Origin of the sequence: Streptomyces sp. NPDC056738, assembly GCF_042790435.1 — a bacterium.
Lineage (GTDB): Bacteria > Actinomycetota > Actinomycetes > Streptomycetales > Streptomycetaceae > Streptomyces.
In genome coordinates this window covers 118,523-134,516 of record NZ_JBHTZF010000013.1, presented here as the reverse complement: position 1 = coordinate 134,516, position 15,994 = coordinate 118,523, and the positions used below count along the sequence as shown (strand labels likewise).

Below are 15,994 nucleotides of genomic sequence, written 5' to 3'. Positions count from 1 at the left end.
GCGGTGAGCGTCCCTCCAGGCGGCGGACGGCGGGCACGACGAAGCCCCAGCCGGGGGGACCGTAGCTGGGGCTTCGTGTGCGTCTGTGGTGCCGGTTGAGGGCACAGTTGTACACGCAGATCGTGACATCGCGCTGACCTGCGGTCAAGCGGCCTTGGGAGTAGCTCGTTTGACGAGGAGGTCCTTGACGTCGTCGACGGCGTACCAGGCCTGCCGGGGAGTGCCGCCGGACCGCCGCAGCTGGCCGCGGCGGACGAGCTGGCGGACGCCGTCGAGGCTGATGCCGAGCTGCCTGGCGGTCTGGTGGGCGGTGAGGTGGCCGGGCCGGATGATCTGCGACTCCATGACTCCATGATGCGGCTACGGCCGCCAGTCTTCCCGGTATCCGAGGCGGTCCGCATAGGGCAGGGCCAGGAGACGGACGACGGACGCCAGCGACGATGCCCTGTCGATCAGCTCGCTCTCCTGCCGGTGGAGCCGGGCGAACTCCTCTGGTTCCTTGTAGATCACCTCGCGCATGCGGGCCCTGAGCATCTCCCGGTCAGTGAGTGCGGCAGCGTAGGGGGCGACGATCTGACGCTTGGCCTCGATTTCACGGAGCAGCCGGTCGGGCACGCCGCAGTCGCAGGGGTAGGTCGGAGAGTCGCCGTCGGGGAGCATCACGCAGTCGCGAGCGTGCCAGGCCTTCTCTGCATAGGGGTCGGCGATATCGCGCGCATCCGTGTCGAGCTGGACGCGGAGCCACTCCGACAAGTCGATGTCCATGCCTCCATGATGCCGCCTGCAGGGGTTTTCAGGGGCATCCCTAAGAACCCCTCTATCCCCACTACGTCGCAGGTGGGCGGCCACTACAGGGGGGTCTATGACGGTAGAGACCCCCCTCTAGATCCACTCCCCTGATAGGGGTGGCCAAGAGGGGGGTCTCGTAGCGGGGGCTGTAGTGCCCTCCCCCTCTACCGGGCGTTGAGGAGCTCGATGGGCATGGCGGCTTCGAGGTCCTCGCGGCGGTACCCGGCGAGGTTCTTGCCGCCGATGTTGACCTGCTTGGTCATGCGCTTCACGCCGGCGTCCTCCAGCTCCTTGGCGAGGCGTTCAGCGTCCCAGTCGCCGTAGTCCTCGTCGAGGTTCTCCAGCCGGGCGAGCAGGTCGACGGTGTGCAGCTTGGGGCTGTGCCGCATGACGGCGAGGCAGTCGGACAGGACGGGGCTGATGGTGACGCCGGAGGCTTCGGCGATGACGCTGTGGTCGTTGGCCGCGTCGCCGGTGAGCTGACCGCAGGCTTCGCGCAGGGTCCGGCCCTTGGCGCACATGGCGTTGAAGCCGGCGGTCTCCAGCATGTCCGCCTTCACGGTGACGAAGGACGCCGGGCCGGTGACGAGGACGCCGACGCCCTTGTGCTCCTCGGACAGGACGGACGCGTCCGCGCCCTGGGCGGCCTTGCCCTTGCCGAGGACCATGTCGGAGGACGTCTGGTCGGTGACCTGCGTCGAGTAGCGGATGGTGATGATCTCGCGGAGCTTGGTGGGCACGGACTTGGCGTCGGGGCGCTGCGAGGCGTAGTTGGAGATGAACCCGGCGGCGGGGCCGCGGCGGGCGATGCGCGCCATGTCGTTGATGATCTCCTCGCGCTCCTGGTCGTCGACGGCAAGGAACGCTTCCTGCAGCTCGTCGACGGTGAACAGGATGAACGGCATGTCGTACCGCTTGACGATCTCGGGGGTGAGCTTGCCCTCGGGGCAGATCGATGTGGGCAGGCCGCGCAAGATGGAGAAGCGGCGCTCCATCTCGGCGAGCAGCTCCTTGAGCAGGGCCTTGAAGGCGAGGATGGCGTCCTCTTCGGCGCCGAGGACCAGGCGGTGGGCGACCTGCCGCGTCTGGATCCAGTCCTGGCCGCCCTTGAAGTCGCAGACGTAGTGCCGGACGTAGGGGTCGAGGAGGCCGGCGGCGGTGAGCAGGCGCTGGGAGAAGGTCTTGCCGCGCCGGGGCAGGCCGCCGAAGAACATCGACTGCCAGACGATGGGCAGGGTGACGCGGTTGCCGCGGGCGTCCTGGCCGAAGGGGATCGGGTCCCAGATGGAGAAGGCGTCCATGCCCTCCAGGGGCGAGGCGGTGGGCGGGGCGAGGTAGGGGTCGTCGTCGGCGACCCACATCGAGACGCGGCCTGCGTTGCCGCCGTGAGCTGCGCGGACACGGCTCATGATGACCTGGATCTCGTCGACGCCGAGCTCGGCGGCGATGGCGGTCCGCTTGGCGAGGACGTCGGAGGCGGTCTTGCCGCCGCCGCGGGGCAGGTCGAAGACGACGGCCCAGCCCTTGCCGTCGCGGAGCGGCCCCATCACGCAGCTGACCTTGGGGCCGTCGTCGTCGCCCTTGCCCTGCTTGAGCAGGCCGGTGGCGCGCAGGGCATCGTTGAGCTGCTGAGAGTCCATGGCGATGCGCAGGGGCGGGGTGCCGTGGTCGAGGATCTGCGCCTCGTCGGACCAGCCGATGGCGGCCAGGCCGCCGCACATCATGCAGCCGGCGGCCAGCTGGAGGCCGAGGGAGGCGTAGTCGAGGGCAACGACCGCGGCGGAGACGAGGCCGAGCGCGGCTCCCCAGCGCCAGCGTCGGGCGAGGGTGCGGTCCCGGTGAGCTACCTGGTAGCGCTGGGCGAGGGCGTCGTCCTCGGACTTGGCCTTGGACTGGGCGGCGAGGGCCTTGACCGCCCGGGTGTGGTCCTGGGCGGCGAGGACGGGCCACAGGCGTCGTCCGCCTCGGAAGGCACCGCGGGCGGAGTAGCCGACGACCTTGACGGCGTACTTGGGGCTGCGGAGGGAGTGGTAGCGGGTGTGCCACCAGGTGACCTTGGCGAGGGCGCCGCTGTTGGCGCGGACGGACGCCCAGTTGCGTGCCCAGGCGGGCAGGATCGGCGCGTCGGGGACGGTGAGCCAGTCGGCGAGCGGGTTGTCGGGACGGTCGACGGCCTCGATGTCCTGGTGCGCGTCCGGCGCGTCCTGCCAGGCGTCTTCGGCGTCCTGTGGCGGCTTGATCAGGGTGTCGGTCATGCTGTGCTGGTCCTGCCTCTCGGTGAGGTGTGGGACGCCCGGGGACGGCGGCTTGCTTGGCGGTGTGACGCCGTCCCCGGGGCGCGGCTAGCGGTAGCGGCGCAGCTCGCGTTCGATGCGGCGGGCGGCCTGCTCGTGGTCGTGCATCGTGCGGCGGGCGTCCGCGCGGTCCTTGCCGCTGCTGGTGCGCATGGTGACCTTGGCGCCCGCGGCGTCCCGGCGGGCCTGGCTGAGACGGCGCTCCAGCTCGGCGACCTCGGCCTGACCACGCTCCTCGGCACGCTCGCCGATCCGCTCGGCCTCGCGCTTGAGGCGGTCGTCGATGGTGTCGGCGTTCCGGTCTCCGGCGAGGGACTGCTTGGCGGCCTTCAGGGTGAGCCAGGCCAGGCGGCGCTTCTCTGCGCTGGTGTACGAGGCAGGCACGGTCAGGCCTCCGGGGTGGTGTCGGGCAGTAGACGGGCGATGCGGGTGTGGGAGTCGGCGATGGCGGCCCACAGGGAGCCGACCGCGGCGATCGGGACGGCCTTGTGCCGGGCGTCGCCCTTGGCGGCGGTCTCGGCGGCCCCGGCGAGCCGCTCGGCCCGGGTGACCGCGGCGTCAGCCAGCCGCACGTGCGCTTCTCGGTTCACGTCTTTCTCCTGGTCAGCGCTGCTTCTTGGCGGTGCGGAGCTTGGAGGCGGCCCACCCGGCGGCGAGGATCACGCCGACCATGGACAGCCCGATCATGGGGAGGTTCGCGGAGACGGTGCCGATGATCCCGATCAGCGTTCCGCCGACGAGGACGACGACCGCGCACACGGCCGCGGTGCAGACGACGACCACGGCGAGGATCAGGAACGTGATGATGATCAGCCGCTGCAGGGCCGGGTCGAGGCCCTGCTGGACGGGCGCCTGGACGACGAGCGGGGCCGACGGCTGGCCGATGGTGAAGTGGACGGGGCGGCCCTGCTGGTCGTAGAGGACGTTCGGCGGGCGGTGGTGGGCGGCCGGCTCCAGGTACTGCCGGTAGGCCTCGGGCAGGTTGGACGGGTTGGGCTCGCTCACTTCACCCACCTCTTCACGCGCCGGGCGAGGCCCGGCCACAGGATGACGCCGACGGCGAAGGCGAGCAGCGGCGGGTAGGACGCCGCCTTGGTGGTGCCGGACAGGGCGATGTCGAAGAGCGGCGGGTACGCGACGAGGAGCGCGAGGACGAGGCCGAACAGGATGCGCATCATGCGTATCCGCCTTCCATCGGGTCGGGCTGCGGGGCGGGCGTGGGCTTCTTCGCGGCCCGGGAGAGGGCGGTGCGGATGTACGGCTCGGTGACGACGAGGCGCCGGTGCCGGGCGATGTGGTCGGCGATGTCCCGGGGTGATGCGTCCGATCCGAGGGTCGATGCGGCCTCGGCGACGGCGCCCGCCATGTCGAGCGGCTCCAGCTCTTTGACCTGGGGCGCATCAGCCGTATCAGGGCGATGCGCTTCGTACTCCGGGGGGCGCTGGCCGAGGACGAGGGCGACCACCACGGCGTCGACGTGGACGCCGTAGGTGCCGAGGATGTGGGCGAGCTCGGCCGGGGGCGCATCAGGTCGCGCATCACTGGCGAACCGGATGGCGTCGGCCGGGTCCATGTCAGCGAACCGGGAGCGCAGGGCCTCGGTCGCGGAGACGGACCGGGGCGTTTTTGCTACGGACGATCTGTCCGTAGCAACCGTGCCGCCGTACATGGATGCGAGGGCCGCATCAGCCCCTTCCCGGACGCGCGTCCGCTGGACGTCGACCAGGCCGGCACCGAGCTCGGCGTCACCGACACCGACGGATCGGGCGAGACGCCAGTACCGGCGGACCGCACGGTTGCGCTTCCGCTTGTCGGGGTGGCCGTCGGCGACGGCCCGGTTGAAGGCCAGCTGCCGGGCGGCATCCGCGTTGCGGCGCATGGTCTCGGCGTCCAGGCCGGTGCGGTAGACGACAATGCTGCGTGCGATCAGACCGAGGCCTTCGGCGGCACCGGACATGGCCAGCGGGGTGACCGCGTACACCGCTGCCTCGCGGACGTCTCCAGCGATGGAGATGCCGATGAAGCTGGCGGACACCGGGGCGACCCACATGCCAGCCCGGACGATGCCGGGCGAGGCCTGGTTGAGCATCGTCCGCCCCAGCATGATCAGGGCGAGGATGAGGGTGAGGCCCTCGCCTGCGGCGACGACGCCGGCCGCGGTGGCCTGCCGGTGGAACTCGGTGACGGCGTTGCTGTACGTGCCCCAGGCGCCGAAGCCGCCGACGACGACCATGGCGACGGCCGCGATGCCGAGGACAACGATCTGTCCCCAGGTGAGCTTGCGGGGGGTCACTGGCCCTCACCTCGGAGGTGGTCGAGGTCGGTGGCCATGCGCTCGATGCGGACGGCGGCGACGCGCAGGGCGCGGGCGAGGTTGTGGCCGTCGGCGGGGTCGAGGTCGCCGTGCCCGTCGAGGAGGAAGGACAGCAGCGGCTTCGGTTCGGGCTGCTGCTGGGCGTGCGGGGCGTGGCTGATGTACGCGTGCATGATCTGCGCCAGCCCGTACTTCGCGGTGACGAGCGGTGCGGTGGTGCGGGCGCCGTTGTGGGTGAGGTCGGCGAGGTAGCTGACGTTCTCGTCGTCGTGGCCGAGGCACCAGGCGGGCTCGGGCACGGTGACTTCGCCGCTGTCGAGGGTCTGCACGGTGACGGTGCCCTCGCTGTACCGCGGGTCCTGCCGAGGCGGGTCGGGCCGTTCGGCGCGGGTGTACGCCCGGTCGATGACCGCGTCCAGCTGGGCGGCCATGTCCGGGGTGAGCCGGGCGTTGACGGCCTGGAGCTCACGCTCCGACTCGATGACCGCGGCGGCGGCGAAGTAGCCCTCGACCTGGCGGCGGGTGTCGACGACGGTCAGCTCCGGCAGTGGCGGTTCGCCGGCCTGCTCGGCCTGGCCGATGGCGAGCGCGGCGCGCAGCTGCTCGCGGGTCACCGTGAAGGACAGGGTGACGGCAGCGAACGGCGTGCTGTTCTCGTCGCAAGGGAACGTCTCGGTGGGCCCGAACGCGGGCGGGGTGGCGGTCACTGGTCCTCCCCTGCGGGGAGCGCGACGGCCTCGGCCCAGGTCTTGCCCTCGGCGAGGGCGGCGTCCGCCTGGTCGACGCTCACGTAGCCGGCGACGGGGTGCTGGGCGAGCCGCTCACGCAGGTACTGGGCGTTCCAGGCGGGGCCCATGTCCGGGCCGTCGTCGAGGATGCTGCGCAGGGCGATCCTTGCGTGCACGACGCGGGTACTCAGCAGGCGGTCGTGCGCCTCGGAGCCGCCGACGGTCGCCGGATGCGGGAGGTCGATCGCTTCGAGCACTGCCGCGAGCAGGTCGCGCACAGGCTCGGTCAGGGTGGTGTCGTCCACAGCTGTGGACGTGGAAAGATCGGTCATGCCGACTCCTGGTGCAATCAGGATGTTCGGTAGAGGGTCGGGCGACGCGCGCGCTCTCGGGTGTTCCAGCACCTGAGAGAGCTGTCGTCCGGCCCTCGCGGTCTATTCGGTTGTGTACTTCTTGATCGCCTTCGAGACGGCGGTCTGGCTGAGCTTTCGGTCCTTGGCCACGGCGTAGACGCTGCCGAGTTCGCCGACTCCCTCTGCGAGGGCTTGTGCTCTTCGTTTGCGGGCCTGTTCTGCCTGGTCGTCGAGCTGTTCCAGCAACTCGTCTTCCATTCGGATGCGGTCCCGCCAGGGGGTGTCTTCCACCTCCAGAAGGATACCGCATGGGGGGTTAAGCACAACCCCCCATTGCGTATTGGTGGTCATGTCGTCCTCGATCGGCGGAACGCCTCGTGGATCAGGCGCTGCGCCTCCGCCAAGTGCCGGGCGCAGATCTTCAGTTCGGCGCCCGGGTCGACAGCCTCGCCCGTGCACTGGTTGCCGCGGCCGGTCAGGACGCGGCACGTCACGTAGGACGCCATCAGGACGCCTCCTTCTGCTCGGCCTCGCGCGGCTGCAGCTGGTACAGCGTCATGAAGTCCCGCTCCTCATAGGTGTAGCTACACCACGAGCAGACGAGGACCTTGTCGCCGTTGCGGTAGCGGATCGGCGCCCCGCACACCACGCCCGACGCGTCGACAGCGACGCACTGGCCGAGGAGCCGGCCGCGGTCCGGCTTCGCGCCGACGATGGAGAGGGCGTTGCCCTCCAAGTCGCGGACCTCTCGGGCCAGATCGCCGGCGCCCGGGTAGCTGGAGGCGATCCACTCCAGCTGCATGCCGATCCACCGGCAAGCGTGCATGACCCGGTAGTCGAGGCCGCCCGTGATGGCGGGCTCACTCCAGCAGCGCACGGAGTGGATGTCCGAGCGCCAGGACTCCAGCACCAGGGCGATGCCGCCGTGGCGGAGGTCGAGGACGGTGTCGTTCAGGGGGAGCCGGGACCCGGCCGGGCCGGAGCTGATGCGCTCTCCGGCCGACCGAGCTCCGGGTGCCAGGTACAGGCCGAGCTCGACGAACAGCTTCGGCAGCCGCTCCAGCCGCTCCGCCAGGGCGAGCGTGTCACCCGGGCAGAGGTAGCCGTGCTCGAGCTCGCGCTCGCAGGCGCCACAGCTGGCGGTCACATGCGGCTCCGGTTCCGCAGCCGGTACAGGCGCAGGCTGCCGTAGAACAGGTCGGCGGAGGCCTGCCTGCGGGCGGCCCGCGAGGCGGCCGCGCTGCGGCGGGCGGCCTGCGCGTCCCACCGCATGTGCAGCAGGTTCATCAGCTGCGCGCCCAGGGCGGCGCCGACGACGAGCATCTGGATCTCGTTGGGGGTCACGTCGGCTCCTAGAAGGGGGGCTCGTCGGGGTGACCGGCCGCGGCCTGGGCGGGCTGCTGGTTGCCCCACCCGCTGCCCTGCTGCTGGCCGTTGGCGGGCTTGGCTCCGGCCCACGGGTCCTGGCTAGTTCCGTTCGCCGGTACGGAATTAGCGCCCGCCGGGTTCTTGACCAATTTCGCGGAGGCGCGAAGAAGGCTCGGGCCGACCTCGTCGACGTCGATCTCGTAGACGGTCCGCTTCACCTGCTCCTTGTCCTCGTAGGACCGCTGCTTGAGGCGGCCCTGGACGATGACGCGGGTGCCGCGGGCGAGGGACTCGGCGACGTTCTCGGCGGCCTGCCGCCACACCGAGCAGGTGAGGAACAGGCCCTCGCCGTCCTCCCACTCGTTCGTCGTCTTGTTGAAGCGGCGAGGGGTGGAGGCGATCCGGAACTTGGCGACGGCCACTCCGGCCGGGGTGAAGCGGAGTTCGGGGTCGTCGACCAGGTTGCCGACGATGGTGATCACGGTCTCTCCGGACACGGAGGACTCCTTCCTGATCTTGCCGCTGTCGGCAAGGTCAGCTAGTGGGATGCTGGGCGGGAGGCCGGGCCCGATATCCGCGGGCCCGGCCGGTGCTGTGCGGGATCAGGCGTTGGCGGCCAGTGCCGCCGCGCGGGCGGCCTCGATGTCCGACAGCTCTGCGGCGAGCCGGTAGACGTTGCCGCCGTGCTTGCTACCGGTCGGCATCGGGAGGCGTTTGATCGCGGACAGCGCGCCCCAGGTGTCGAACATCCCGGGGCTGCGGGTGCACCCGCGGTAGGTGCCGCGGTCCAGCTGGCCGAGCGCGAGGCGCGTCTCCTCGTGGCGCTTGATCTCTGCGCGGACGGAGCTGTCGGGGTGCTCGTTCAGGTAGCTGCGCTGGCCGTCGATGACGGTGGTGAGGAGCTCGCGCATGCCGGGATAGGCGGCGTTCCACAGGGTGGCGATGCGTTCTGCGGCTGCCTCGTCGATGAGGGGGTTCGAGCGGATCGCGTCGATGGTGGTCACTGTTCCTCCAGTAGTTCGGTGTTGACGGCGCCGCCGATGGACACCCAGAGCGACTGCGCCTGGGCGCTGGTGAAGTCGCGGCGGCGGGCTTGGTCTTCGAGCTCGGCGTAGGTGAGGCCGAGCCGGGCGAGGGAGCCGCGAACGGCGGCGTGGAACTCCTCGGTGGTGACCTCGACGACGACGTCGTCGTACACGAGGCCGTCACTCTCGGCCGGGGAAGCTTCCCGCTGCCGGGAGGCTTCGAGGTTGCGGAGCTTCTGTGCGTGCCGGTGGGCGAGGCCGCGCTGCCGGGCGGCGGCGAGGGCTGCACGCCGGCGCTTGGTCGCCTCGATGCGGGCGCGGGCGGCGGCGATCTTCTCCGCCACGATGTCGTCGACGTTCACGACGCGGGGGACTTGGTGAGAACGGGCATGGGATCGGCTCCTGTTGCGGTTGTGGTGACCTCGTCCTCGTCCCGGGCTGATGAGGCAACCCCCCTTGTGTGACCTCGTCCTCGTCCCACCTAAAGAAGTGGGACGAGGGACGAGGTCTCACTGACCGCGTCCGGACGAGGTGGGGACGAGGTCGGGACGAGGTCAAGCGGCAGGCTGTTCGGCAGCGGATTCAGGAGGGTCGGGGATGGAGTGGAGGGTGGCGTTCCGAGGGCCGGGACGAGCGACGATCTGCCCGCTGTCGACCAGCGCGGCGACGGCCTTGCGGATGTCTGCGGCCTTGCCGGTGACGCGGTCCTCGATGCCCTTGCCCGTCAGCGCGTCGGGCGCCTTGCGGACCGCGTCGAGGACCTGGCGCTTGATGCCGTTGATCCGCTTCTCGTCCTCGTCGGCCTCGCGGTCCGCCTCGTCGCGCTCTCGCGGCGCGTACAGGTGGGCCTCCGCGTACTCCTGGGTCTCGGACTTGACGACCAGGTCGGCGTACCAGTGCATGCCGCTGGAGTGGGACAGGCCGTTCTTGCGGATCTGGCCGGGCCGGTCCTTGGCGACGCGCACGGTGGACTTGCCGGTGACGCCGATGCCGAAGGGGCGCCGGTTCTCCAGCATGTACATCACGCCGTTGAGGCCGTTGAGTTTGTGGACGCCGCCGATGCTGTACCGGCCGCGGTTCTCGCTGGACTTGACGACGTGGTCGAGGGTGACGACGGCGGCCCCGGAGTTCATGAGCGGGCGGAGCAGGAGCCGGCCGAACTTGGCGATGTCGGTGTTGTCCTTCAGCTCCAGGCCGAAGAGGCTCATGCCCTCGGTGACGCCGTCGACGATGGCGAGGGTCGGGTTCAGCTCCAGCACCGCGCCGAGGTCGACGGCGTCAACTGGGCCCATCTGATTCTCGGGGCGGATGTAGTGGAACCGTTCGAGGATGTCGGCGGGTACGCCGCCGAGGCAGAGGAGTCGGCCGACCACGCCGCCCGCGTCGTCCTCGAAGTCGATGTACAGGACGTGGTTGCCGTCGTTGAGTTCCTGCAGGCAGGCGATCAGGGCGAACCATGTCTTGCCCGCCTCGGACTCGCTGGCGACGCTGTTCATCCGCCCGGGATAGAACAGCCCGACGCCGTCGTCCCGTCGCCCGACGCTGGGCTGCGGCGGCTTGTAGCTGCCGTCGAGGACGGACCGCAGATCCTGCGCTGCCCAGGTACGGGGCGCGGGCTCACGGTCGGCGTCGGCAGGCGCGGCGCCGCTCCAGTCATAGGGCGGCTCGTCGCCGTCCGAACCGAAGTAGGCGTCCATGGCCTGGTCGATGTCGGTGGTCACGCAGCCCCCCTGTCACCCGGCCGCGTGGCCGCACTGTCGAAGCTGGCGCGGGCTTCGGACTCGGTCAGGCCGACGGAGGCGGCGGCGGACATCAGGCCTGCACGCGTGTCGATCAGGTCGAGCAGGCCCTGTTCGGACAGTTCGTGGGCGCGGCAGGCAGCGAAGAAGAAGGCGTTGTTCCGGTTGCCCGTGCTCGCGTCCATGACGTGCTGGACGAGGTCGGCCACGGTCCACATCCGTCCGCCGCCCGGCCTGCCCTTGGGCCTGTTTCCGTATACCGGGAAGCGCTGGCGGGCGGGTCGCGGGGCAGGGACGGCAGGGCGCTCCTTGCGGGGCAGCAGCGCCGACGGCCACGGTTCGGACGGTTGGCGGAAGAGGCCGTCTCCTGCCCAGCGGTACCGGCCTCCGGAGGCGTGGACGGACGGGGCGAGCAGGATGTAGCCGTTGTGCTTGAAGTCGATACCGGGAAAGGGCTCGCCAGGGAGATCGAAGCCGGGCGACAGGTATGGCAGGTGCAGTCCGCCTCCGCCGGTGAGCTGCATGCCCGTGCCGGGCAGGACACCGGCGCGCTGTTCGAGGGCTTGGAGGGACCGGTCTCCACCGTTGCGCGGGTCGACGTCGATGACGGCCCAGCCGTTCAGCTTGCAGGGCGCGCCGATGTTGGCGCCGGGCTCTTCTCTCCACCATCTGTGGATAAGCGCCGGGTCGGTGGTAGCTGCCCAGAAGCCGTGGCAGGTGGGCACCCCGCACTGGCATGCCTCGGGGCGGTGCTGGACGTACAGGCTGCTGTTCTTGTCGCAGCGCGGGCAGTTGGCGTAGGGCGTCTTGTTGCGGCGGACGCGAAAGACCTTGATGCCGGCGGCGGCGTAGGCCGCGGCGGCGGCCGGGAGTTCGGCTGGGATCTCGATGCCGACGTTCACGAACGGCTCTCTTCTGCGAGCTGGATCAGGTAGTCCGTGTGGCGGGCGGGCGCCGGTGGGGGAAGCCGGCGCCCGCCCGCGGGTCAGGCGGCCTTGCGCTTCTCGCGGGTGACCTCGTCGCCGAGGGCGATGACCTCGTTGATCCACTGGCGGACGGCGGTGAGCACGGCGACCGGGCTGGGCTGCTCTTCGAGGTGGGCGCGGATCGAGCCGAGGACGATCTCGTGCCGCCCGCGCTCGGCGGCCCGCTTCACGTAGAGGTCCTCGGGGACCAGGTCGACGGGCTCGTCGACCGGCCATTCGCCGGGCAGGGTCTCGGTCATCGGGCACCTCCGACGACCTGCGCGATGGACGCGACGATGTCGGTGGTGTGCCGGTCGCAAGCCGGGAAGTCGTAGCGGACGCCGGGGCCGGCGAAGGCGCTGACGACGTTCTCGGCCTGCGTCGGGCAGCCGCCGCAGCGGTAGCCGGGCTGCTTGTGCAGGGCGAGCGGGCAGTCGCACCAGGTGCACTGCTCACCGTTCGCGGCGGTGATGGCGACCGGCACGAGGCTCGGGTCGGCGGCCGCGTCCCGGGCGGTGGCCAGGGTCTGGTCGGACAGGAACGTGTCCTGCGCGGTACGGGTCACTGCTTCTCCCCCTCCCGGTCACGCATCGACAGGCGGTGGCGGATCAGGTCGAGTTCATCGAGAACGTTCGCGAGGGCCGAGGCGCACACCTTGACCTCCGTGTCCTCGGCGATCGGCCGGTCGACGGTCCCGAGCTGGTCCTGAAGGATGTGCTCGTCGTCGCCTACGAGGTATGTCTTGACCTCGGCCGCAGCCTGGTCCAGCCGGGCAGCGCGCTGCTCGTCGTTGACGCGCAGGACGTAGGCCACGAACAAGTCATCGAGGGCGTGGGCCTGCTCGACCGGGGTGAGCTCCCGCCAGGCCGCATGACCGATCGCCTTGACGTCGATCCAGGCGCCCGGGTCTTCGCGGTGCAGCTTGGCCTGGGCTTCTTGGACGGCGGCGTACCAGACACCCGAGGTGGTGAAGCCGCCGGAGGGTTCGAAGGTCACTGGACCTCCTGCGGCGTGAAGGTGAAGCGGGTGACCTGGAAGACGTCCGGGAAGAGCGTGGTCGGCAGGCCGAGGTGCTGGGTGATGAGGTACCGGATGGCCGCATCGGTGGTGTCGTCGCCGAGGTGGCCCGGGGTGTAGATGGTGATGTGGCCCGAGTTGGTGACGGTGACGTAGCCGAGGAACTTCGGGCCGTCGATCTCGGTGGTGTCGAGGCTGCCGTTCACCTGGGCGAGAAGCTCGCCCATCGGGAGGTCACAGACCTGGTCGGCGGTGAGCTGGTCCGCCGGGCGGGCAACGGGGACCTGAACCCCATTGATCGCCACGGACGTGGCGAGGCTGGCGTTCTGCTCGATCGGGGTCGACGGCGCCATTGCCGCCGTGGTTACTCTGTTCATGGAGCTGTTCCGTTCTTCTACTTGGACGTAGGCGCGGATTGCTCGACAGGAGAGGCCGGCTGGTACCCGGCCTCTTCGTCTTTTCCGGCGGGCGATCCCGTCTGGTACACGGGACCGGCGCCGTTCTCCTGCGGGACGAGCCCGAGGAAGCGGTGGAGGTCTACGGTCCGGGCGACCCGTCGTCGGCCCAGTCGGATGACCTCGATGGGCAGCCTGTTCTCGGCTGCCAGCTGGTAGGTGGTGGACTCGGCGAGGCCCAGGGCCCGGCCGACGGTCGGCCACAGCGGTACGAGGGCCGGCTGATTCAGCACCTCGGCGATCGACAGGGCCGGGGTCGTCACGCAGGTTCCTTCGTGGACTGGTCGGCCAGCGCCTTCTCGAACCGGTCAATCTCGGTGAGCGAGTACAGGACGCGACGCCCAACCTTGATGCCCTTGGGGCCGTAGCCGATGTGTCGCCAGTAGCGGATGGTGCTGGGTGCTGTGCGGTACCTCGAAGCCACATCGCTCGTGGTCAGGTACCTAGGCGCCCCAGAAGTGAGCAGCTCTGACACCGCTCAACCCCCTCACGGTGTAGTGGTTGAACACCACGAGTATGTACCCGGTGGCGGTGTAGTGCAACAACAACATCAGGATGTAGCGTGTTGAGCATGAAGGATGTTGGTTGCGTTGGATGAGCACGAGCTGACCCAGGCGGGTCACATGGCCGAAGACGTCTTCGTGCGTCAGATGAAGCGGCGACGAGTGCTGTTGCAGCTATCGCAGGCGGAGCTAGCCACTCGTATCTCCGAGCTAGGAGGGAGCCTTTATCAGCAAACCATTGCCAAGATCGAGTCGGGTCAGCGAGCCGTCCGGTTGCAAGAGGCCGACCTGATTGCAAGGGCGCTAGAAAGCACCGTCTCGGAAATGCTCGCGCTTAGCATTGGCGACCCCGAGTCGAGCCCGGAAACGATGGACATCGAGGAACTCATCACGCAAGTGAAGGCGCTTCATCGACGTCGCGATTCGTATATCGAAAGGGTGGAAGAGGCTCGGGACATTGAGGCCCATGCGATCGCTGCCGTGCAGGCGGCAAACCAGAGAGCCGCGGTGGCTGCGATGGAATCACGTCGCGCCAGGGTCCAACTCGACGAGATTCAGGCCGAACTGAATCACTACTCCCGGATCTCCCTGGAGCGACAGTCAGAGCTGAATGCGAAGTTTGGCCCTCGCTGGCGCAAGGAGTTGGGTATACACGAACCGATCACAGGTGAGTGGCTTATGGAACAACAGCGTGTGCGCCTAGACGAAATGCGAGACTTGGCTGCGTCGTCCAAACCGATGGCAGATGTCGACCGCGACAAGTTGCAGAAGTCGATCGAGGAGCTTGAGGAGAGGCTGGAAAGGTATGAGTCACAACGGGACGCCGGGAAGTAATCCATGAAGGGGTCGACGTACCGCCGTTGCTACTGCCGCAACGCTGAGGGCAGGGCGCTAAACAAGGCGTGCCCGCAGCTGTCGTCCCGACGGCACGGAGTGTGGGCGGTACGTCAGGAGCTCCCTCCCCGCGGGGATGGTGGCCGGCGCTCCTTCTCCCGCTCCGGCTACGCCACGGCCAAGGACGCACAAGCCGACCTCGACAAGGTCCGGGCCCTGCTCGACCTGCCCGACGCCGACGACGCAGACGGCCAGGTCCGGATCGGCGACCTCCTCGAGGAAGTCTCCAAGAACAAGAAGGCCTCACTGCCCAGCCTGGAAGAGACGCGCCGCCGCTTTCGCACCGGGCTGAAACTGACGGATGTCATGACCGTGGCAGACCTGCTCGACGAGTGGCTGGAGGCCAAGAGCAAGTCGCGGCGGGCGACGACCGTGAACGGGTACAAGTCGCGGGTCAACTACCACCTGCGTGACGGCCTCGGGCACCACCGCCTGGACCGCCTCAACGTCGGACACGTGCAGGACTTCTTCGACGGGATCGACGACCGCAACGAGACGATCCGCGCGGAGAACGAGGCGCGGCGCGAGCAGGCGGCGAAGGCTACTTGGGGCAAGCGGTCCCGGCCGCCGGCCGCAGAGGCGCAGCGGCTGACCGAAGAGCGGGCCAGGCTCGCGGAGATGCCGCCGTTCCGCCGGATCACCGGGCACGCGACGAAGCACGACATCCGCCGGGCTCTGCGGACCGCCCTGAACTTCGCGATCGGCCGGCAGTACATCACCTTCAACCCGGCGGCCCACGTGGACATCGGCTCGGCGAAGCGGCCTAAGGGGATGCTGTGGACGGCGGAGCGGGTGGCGCGCTGGCGCGAGACCGGGGTGAAGCCGGGCCCGGTCATGGTGTGGACGCCGGCCCAGCTGGGCGCGTTCCTGGACGCAGCCGAGGGGCACCGCCTGTACGCCTTCTACCACTTGGTCGCGCACCACGGGCTGCGCCGCGGTGAGGGCGTGGGCCAGGACTGGACGAACGTCGACTGGGAGGCCCGCACGATCGCCGTGGCGAAGGAGATCGTCACGGACGGGTGGACGCCGATCGAGACGGACCCGAAGACGGACGGGTCGGCGGCGTCCGTGAAGCTGGACCGGGAGACGGTGGCGGTCCTGCTGGCGCACCGGGAGCGGCAGGCGGCGGAGCGGGCCAAGCGGCTGGAGGACCGGCTGCCGTGGGCGGACACAGGGAAGATCTTCACGCAGGACGACGGAACGTGGCTGCACCCCGAGATGGTCAGTGACGCGTTCCGCGAGATCGTTGCCGCCGAGGATCTCCCGCCGATCAACCTGCGGGACCTGCGCCACGGCGCGGCGGCTCTCGTGAAGGCCGGCGGCGGGGACATCCATGACGCGAAGGCGAAGCTGCGGCACTCGACGATCAGCTTGACCTCGGACACATACATGGAGCTGTTCGAGGAGTACGAGGAGGCGCTGACGGAGCGGGCTGCTGCGGCTGTCCCCCGCGCCCGGAAGCCGGCCTCTGACACTGGCGCTCACGCATCGCTCACGCAGGAGCCTCAAAGCGAAGGGCAGGCCGAGGGTTAAACGTCCCCTGACCTGCC

General features: G+C 69.6%; 27 protein-coding genes. 2 read left to right on the top strand and 25 right to left on the bottom strand.

The genetic code is table 11. The features are described from left to right. Positions 1 to 144 precede the first annotated feature (144 nt). The 25 genes from ACFRIC_RS30750 to ACFRIC_RS30630 all read right to left on the bottom strand — a co-directional run bounded on the left by ACFRIC_RS30750 (position 145) and on the right by ACFRIC_RS30630 (position 13,513). Positions 145 to 345, bottom strand: coding sequence for a hypothetical protein (locus ACFRIC_RS30750; protein ID WP_382792456.1), 201 nt, complete (start codon positions 343 to 345; stop codon positions 145 to 147). A 15-nt stretch (positions 346 to 360) separates the two neighbouring features. Then, positions 361 to 765, bottom strand: a complete 405-nt coding sequence (locus tag ACFRIC_RS30745) for a DUF6221 family protein (RefSeq protein ID WP_382792453.1) — start codon at positions 763 to 765, stop codon at positions 361 to 363. 188 nt (positions 766 to 953) lie between these two features. Further along, positions 954 to 3,044 (bottom strand): cell division protein FtsK, encoded by a 2,091-nt coding sequence (locus ACFRIC_RS30740; protein ID WP_382792451.1) that lies wholly within the window; start codon positions 3,042 to 3,044, stop codon positions 954 to 956. Between the two features lie 87 nt (positions 3,045 to 3,131). Then, positions 3,132 to 3,467, bottom strand: a complete 336-nt coding sequence (locus tag ACFRIC_RS30735; RefSeq protein ID WP_382792448.1) for a hypothetical protein — start codon at positions 3,465 to 3,467, stop codon at positions 3,132 to 3,134. Between the two features lie 2 nt (positions 3,468 to 3,469). After that, on the bottom strand, positions 3,470 to 3,673 hold the full coding sequence (locus tag ACFRIC_RS30730) for a hypothetical protein (protein WP_382792445.1): 204 nt from the start codon (positions 3,671 to 3,673) through the stop codon (positions 3,470 to 3,472). A 13-nt stretch (positions 3,674 to 3,686) separates the two neighbouring features. After that, positions 3,687 to 4,088, bottom strand: coding sequence for a hypothetical protein (locus ACFRIC_RS30725; protein ID WP_382792442.1), 402 nt, complete (start codon positions 4,086 to 4,088; stop codon positions 3,687 to 3,689). Continuing rightward, on the bottom strand, positions 4,085 to 4,261 hold the full coding sequence (locus ACFRIC_RS30720) for a hypothetical protein (protein WP_382792440.1): 177 nt from the start codon (positions 4,259 to 4,261) through the stop codon (positions 4,085 to 4,087). The genes ACFRIC_RS30725 and ACFRIC_RS30720 overlap by 4 nt, the downstream gene beginning before the upstream one ends. Next, positions 4,258 to 5,376, bottom strand: coding sequence for a hypothetical protein (locus ACFRIC_RS30715; RefSeq protein ID WP_382792437.1), 1,119 nt, complete (start codon positions 5,374 to 5,376; stop codon positions 4,258 to 4,260). Before ACFRIC_RS30715 ends, ACFRIC_RS30720 begins: the two co-directional genes overlap by 4 nt. Then, a complete protein-coding gene (locus tag ACFRIC_RS30710) occupies positions 5,373 to 6,104 on the bottom strand; it encodes a DUF6907 domain-containing protein (RefSeq protein ID WP_382792434.1) in 732 nt (243 codons plus the stop codon). Before ACFRIC_RS30710 ends, ACFRIC_RS30715 begins: the two co-directional genes overlap by 4 nt. Beyond that, positions 6,101 to 6,457 carry a hypothetical protein gene (locus tag ACFRIC_RS30705; RefSeq protein ID WP_382792432.1) on the bottom strand — a complete coding sequence of 119 codons (357 nt, stop codon included), beginning with the start codon at positions 6,455 to 6,457 and terminating at the stop codon, positions 6,101 to 6,103. The genes ACFRIC_RS30710 and ACFRIC_RS30705 overlap by 4 nt, the downstream gene beginning before the upstream one ends. A 102-nt stretch (positions 6,458 to 6,559) precedes the next feature. Continuing rightward, on the bottom strand, positions 6,560 to 6,736 hold the full coding sequence (locus tag ACFRIC_RS30700) for a hypothetical protein (RefSeq protein ID WP_382792429.1): 177 nt from the start codon (positions 6,734 to 6,736) through the stop codon (positions 6,560 to 6,562). Positions 6,737 to 6,825: 89 nt separating this feature from the next. Next, positions 6,826 to 6,984 (bottom strand): hypothetical protein, encoded by a 159-nt coding sequence (locus ACFRIC_RS30695; protein WP_382792426.1) that lies wholly within the window; start codon positions 6,982 to 6,984, stop codon positions 6,826 to 6,828. Beyond that, positions 6,984 to 7,625 (bottom strand): hypothetical protein, encoded by a 642-nt coding sequence (locus ACFRIC_RS30690; RefSeq protein ID WP_382792423.1) that lies wholly within the window; start codon positions 7,623 to 7,625, stop codon positions 6,984 to 6,986. Before ACFRIC_RS30690 ends, ACFRIC_RS30695 begins: the two co-directional genes overlap by 1 nt. Continuing rightward, on the bottom strand, positions 7,622 to 7,822 hold the full coding sequence (locus ACFRIC_RS30685) for a hypothetical protein (protein ID WP_382792421.1): 201 nt from the start codon (positions 7,820 to 7,822) through the stop codon (positions 7,622 to 7,624). Before ACFRIC_RS30685 ends, ACFRIC_RS30690 begins: the two co-directional genes overlap by 4 nt. 8 nt (positions 7,823 to 7,830) lie before the next feature. Then, the gene (locus ACFRIC_RS30680; protein ID WP_382792418.1) at positions 7,831 to 8,343 is read right to left on the bottom strand and encodes a single-stranded DNA-binding protein; all 513 of its coding nucleotides are present in this window, start codon (positions 8,341 to 8,343) and stop codon (positions 7,831 to 7,833) included. A gap of 105 nt (positions 8,344 to 8,448) precedes the next feature. Further along, a complete protein-coding gene (locus tag ACFRIC_RS30675) occupies positions 8,449 to 8,850 on the bottom strand; it encodes a hypothetical protein (protein WP_103554478.1) in 402 nt (133 codons plus the stop codon). Beyond that, the gene (locus ACFRIC_RS30670; protein WP_382792414.1) at positions 8,847 to 9,233 is read right to left on the bottom strand and encodes a hypothetical protein; all 387 of its coding nucleotides are present in this window, start codon (positions 9,231 to 9,233) and stop codon (positions 8,847 to 8,849) included. The genes ACFRIC_RS30675 and ACFRIC_RS30670 overlap by 4 nt, the downstream gene beginning before the upstream one ends. Positions 9,234 to 9,425: 192 nt before the next feature. Continuing rightward, a complete protein-coding gene (locus tag ACFRIC_RS30665; RefSeq protein ID WP_382792411.1) occupies positions 9,426 to 10,592 on the bottom strand; it encodes a DNA primase in 1,167 nt (388 codons plus the stop codon). Further along, a complete protein-coding gene (locus tag ACFRIC_RS30660) occupies positions 10,589 to 11,512 on the bottom strand; it encodes a bifunctional DNA primase/polymerase (protein WP_382792409.1) in 924 nt (307 codons plus the stop codon). Before ACFRIC_RS30660 ends, ACFRIC_RS30665 begins: the two co-directional genes overlap by 4 nt. A gap of 83 nt (positions 11,513 to 11,595) precedes the next feature. Continuing rightward, positions 11,596 to 11,835: a hypothetical protein gene (locus ACFRIC_RS30655; RefSeq protein ID WP_382792406.1), complete on the bottom strand. Its 240-nt coding sequence runs from the start codon at positions 11,833 to 11,835 to the stop codon at positions 11,596 to 11,598. Then, positions 11,832 to 12,140: a hypothetical protein gene (locus tag ACFRIC_RS30650; protein WP_382792404.1), complete on the bottom strand. Its 309-nt coding sequence runs from the start codon at positions 12,138 to 12,140 to the stop codon at positions 11,832 to 11,834. Before ACFRIC_RS30650 ends, ACFRIC_RS30655 begins: the two co-directional genes overlap by 4 nt. Further along, on the bottom strand, positions 12,137 to 12,571 hold the full coding sequence (locus tag ACFRIC_RS30645) for a hypothetical protein (RefSeq protein ID WP_382792401.1): 435 nt from the start codon (positions 12,569 to 12,571) through the stop codon (positions 12,137 to 12,139). Before ACFRIC_RS30645 ends, ACFRIC_RS30650 begins: the two co-directional genes overlap by 4 nt. Continuing rightward, positions 12,568 to 12,969, bottom strand: a complete 402-nt coding sequence (locus tag ACFRIC_RS30640; protein WP_382792399.1) for a hypothetical protein — start codon at positions 12,967 to 12,969, stop codon at positions 12,568 to 12,570. Before ACFRIC_RS30640 ends, ACFRIC_RS30645 begins: the two co-directional genes overlap by 4 nt. Positions 12,970 to 12,986: 17 nt before the next feature. Continuing rightward, the gene (locus ACFRIC_RS30635) at positions 12,987 to 13,310 is read right to left on the bottom strand and encodes a hypothetical protein (protein ID WP_382792397.1); all 324 of its coding nucleotides are present in this window, start codon (positions 13,308 to 13,310) and stop codon (positions 12,987 to 12,989) included. Further along, a complete protein-coding gene (locus tag ACFRIC_RS30630; protein WP_382792880.1) occupies positions 13,307 to 13,513 on the bottom strand; it encodes a helix-turn-helix transcriptional regulator in 207 nt (68 codons plus the stop codon). The genes ACFRIC_RS30635 and ACFRIC_RS30630 overlap by 4 nt, the downstream gene beginning before the upstream one ends. 124 nt (positions 13,514 to 13,637) lie before the next feature. Between ACFRIC_RS30630 and ACFRIC_RS30625 the strand changes: the two genes are divergently transcribed. Then, complete coding sequence (locus ACFRIC_RS30625) at positions 13,638 to 14,384, top strand: helix-turn-helix transcriptional regulator (protein ID WP_382792395.1); 747 nt, start codon at positions 13,638 to 13,640, stop codon at positions 14,382 to 14,384. Between the two features lie 3 nt (positions 14,385 to 14,387). Then, complete coding sequence (xerC, locus tag ACFRIC_RS30620; RefSeq protein ID WP_382792391.1) at positions 14,388 to 15,977, top strand: tyrosine recombinase XerC; 1,590 nt, start codon at positions 14,388 to 14,390, stop codon at positions 15,975 to 15,977. Positions 15,978 to 15,994: the final 17 nt, after the last annotated feature.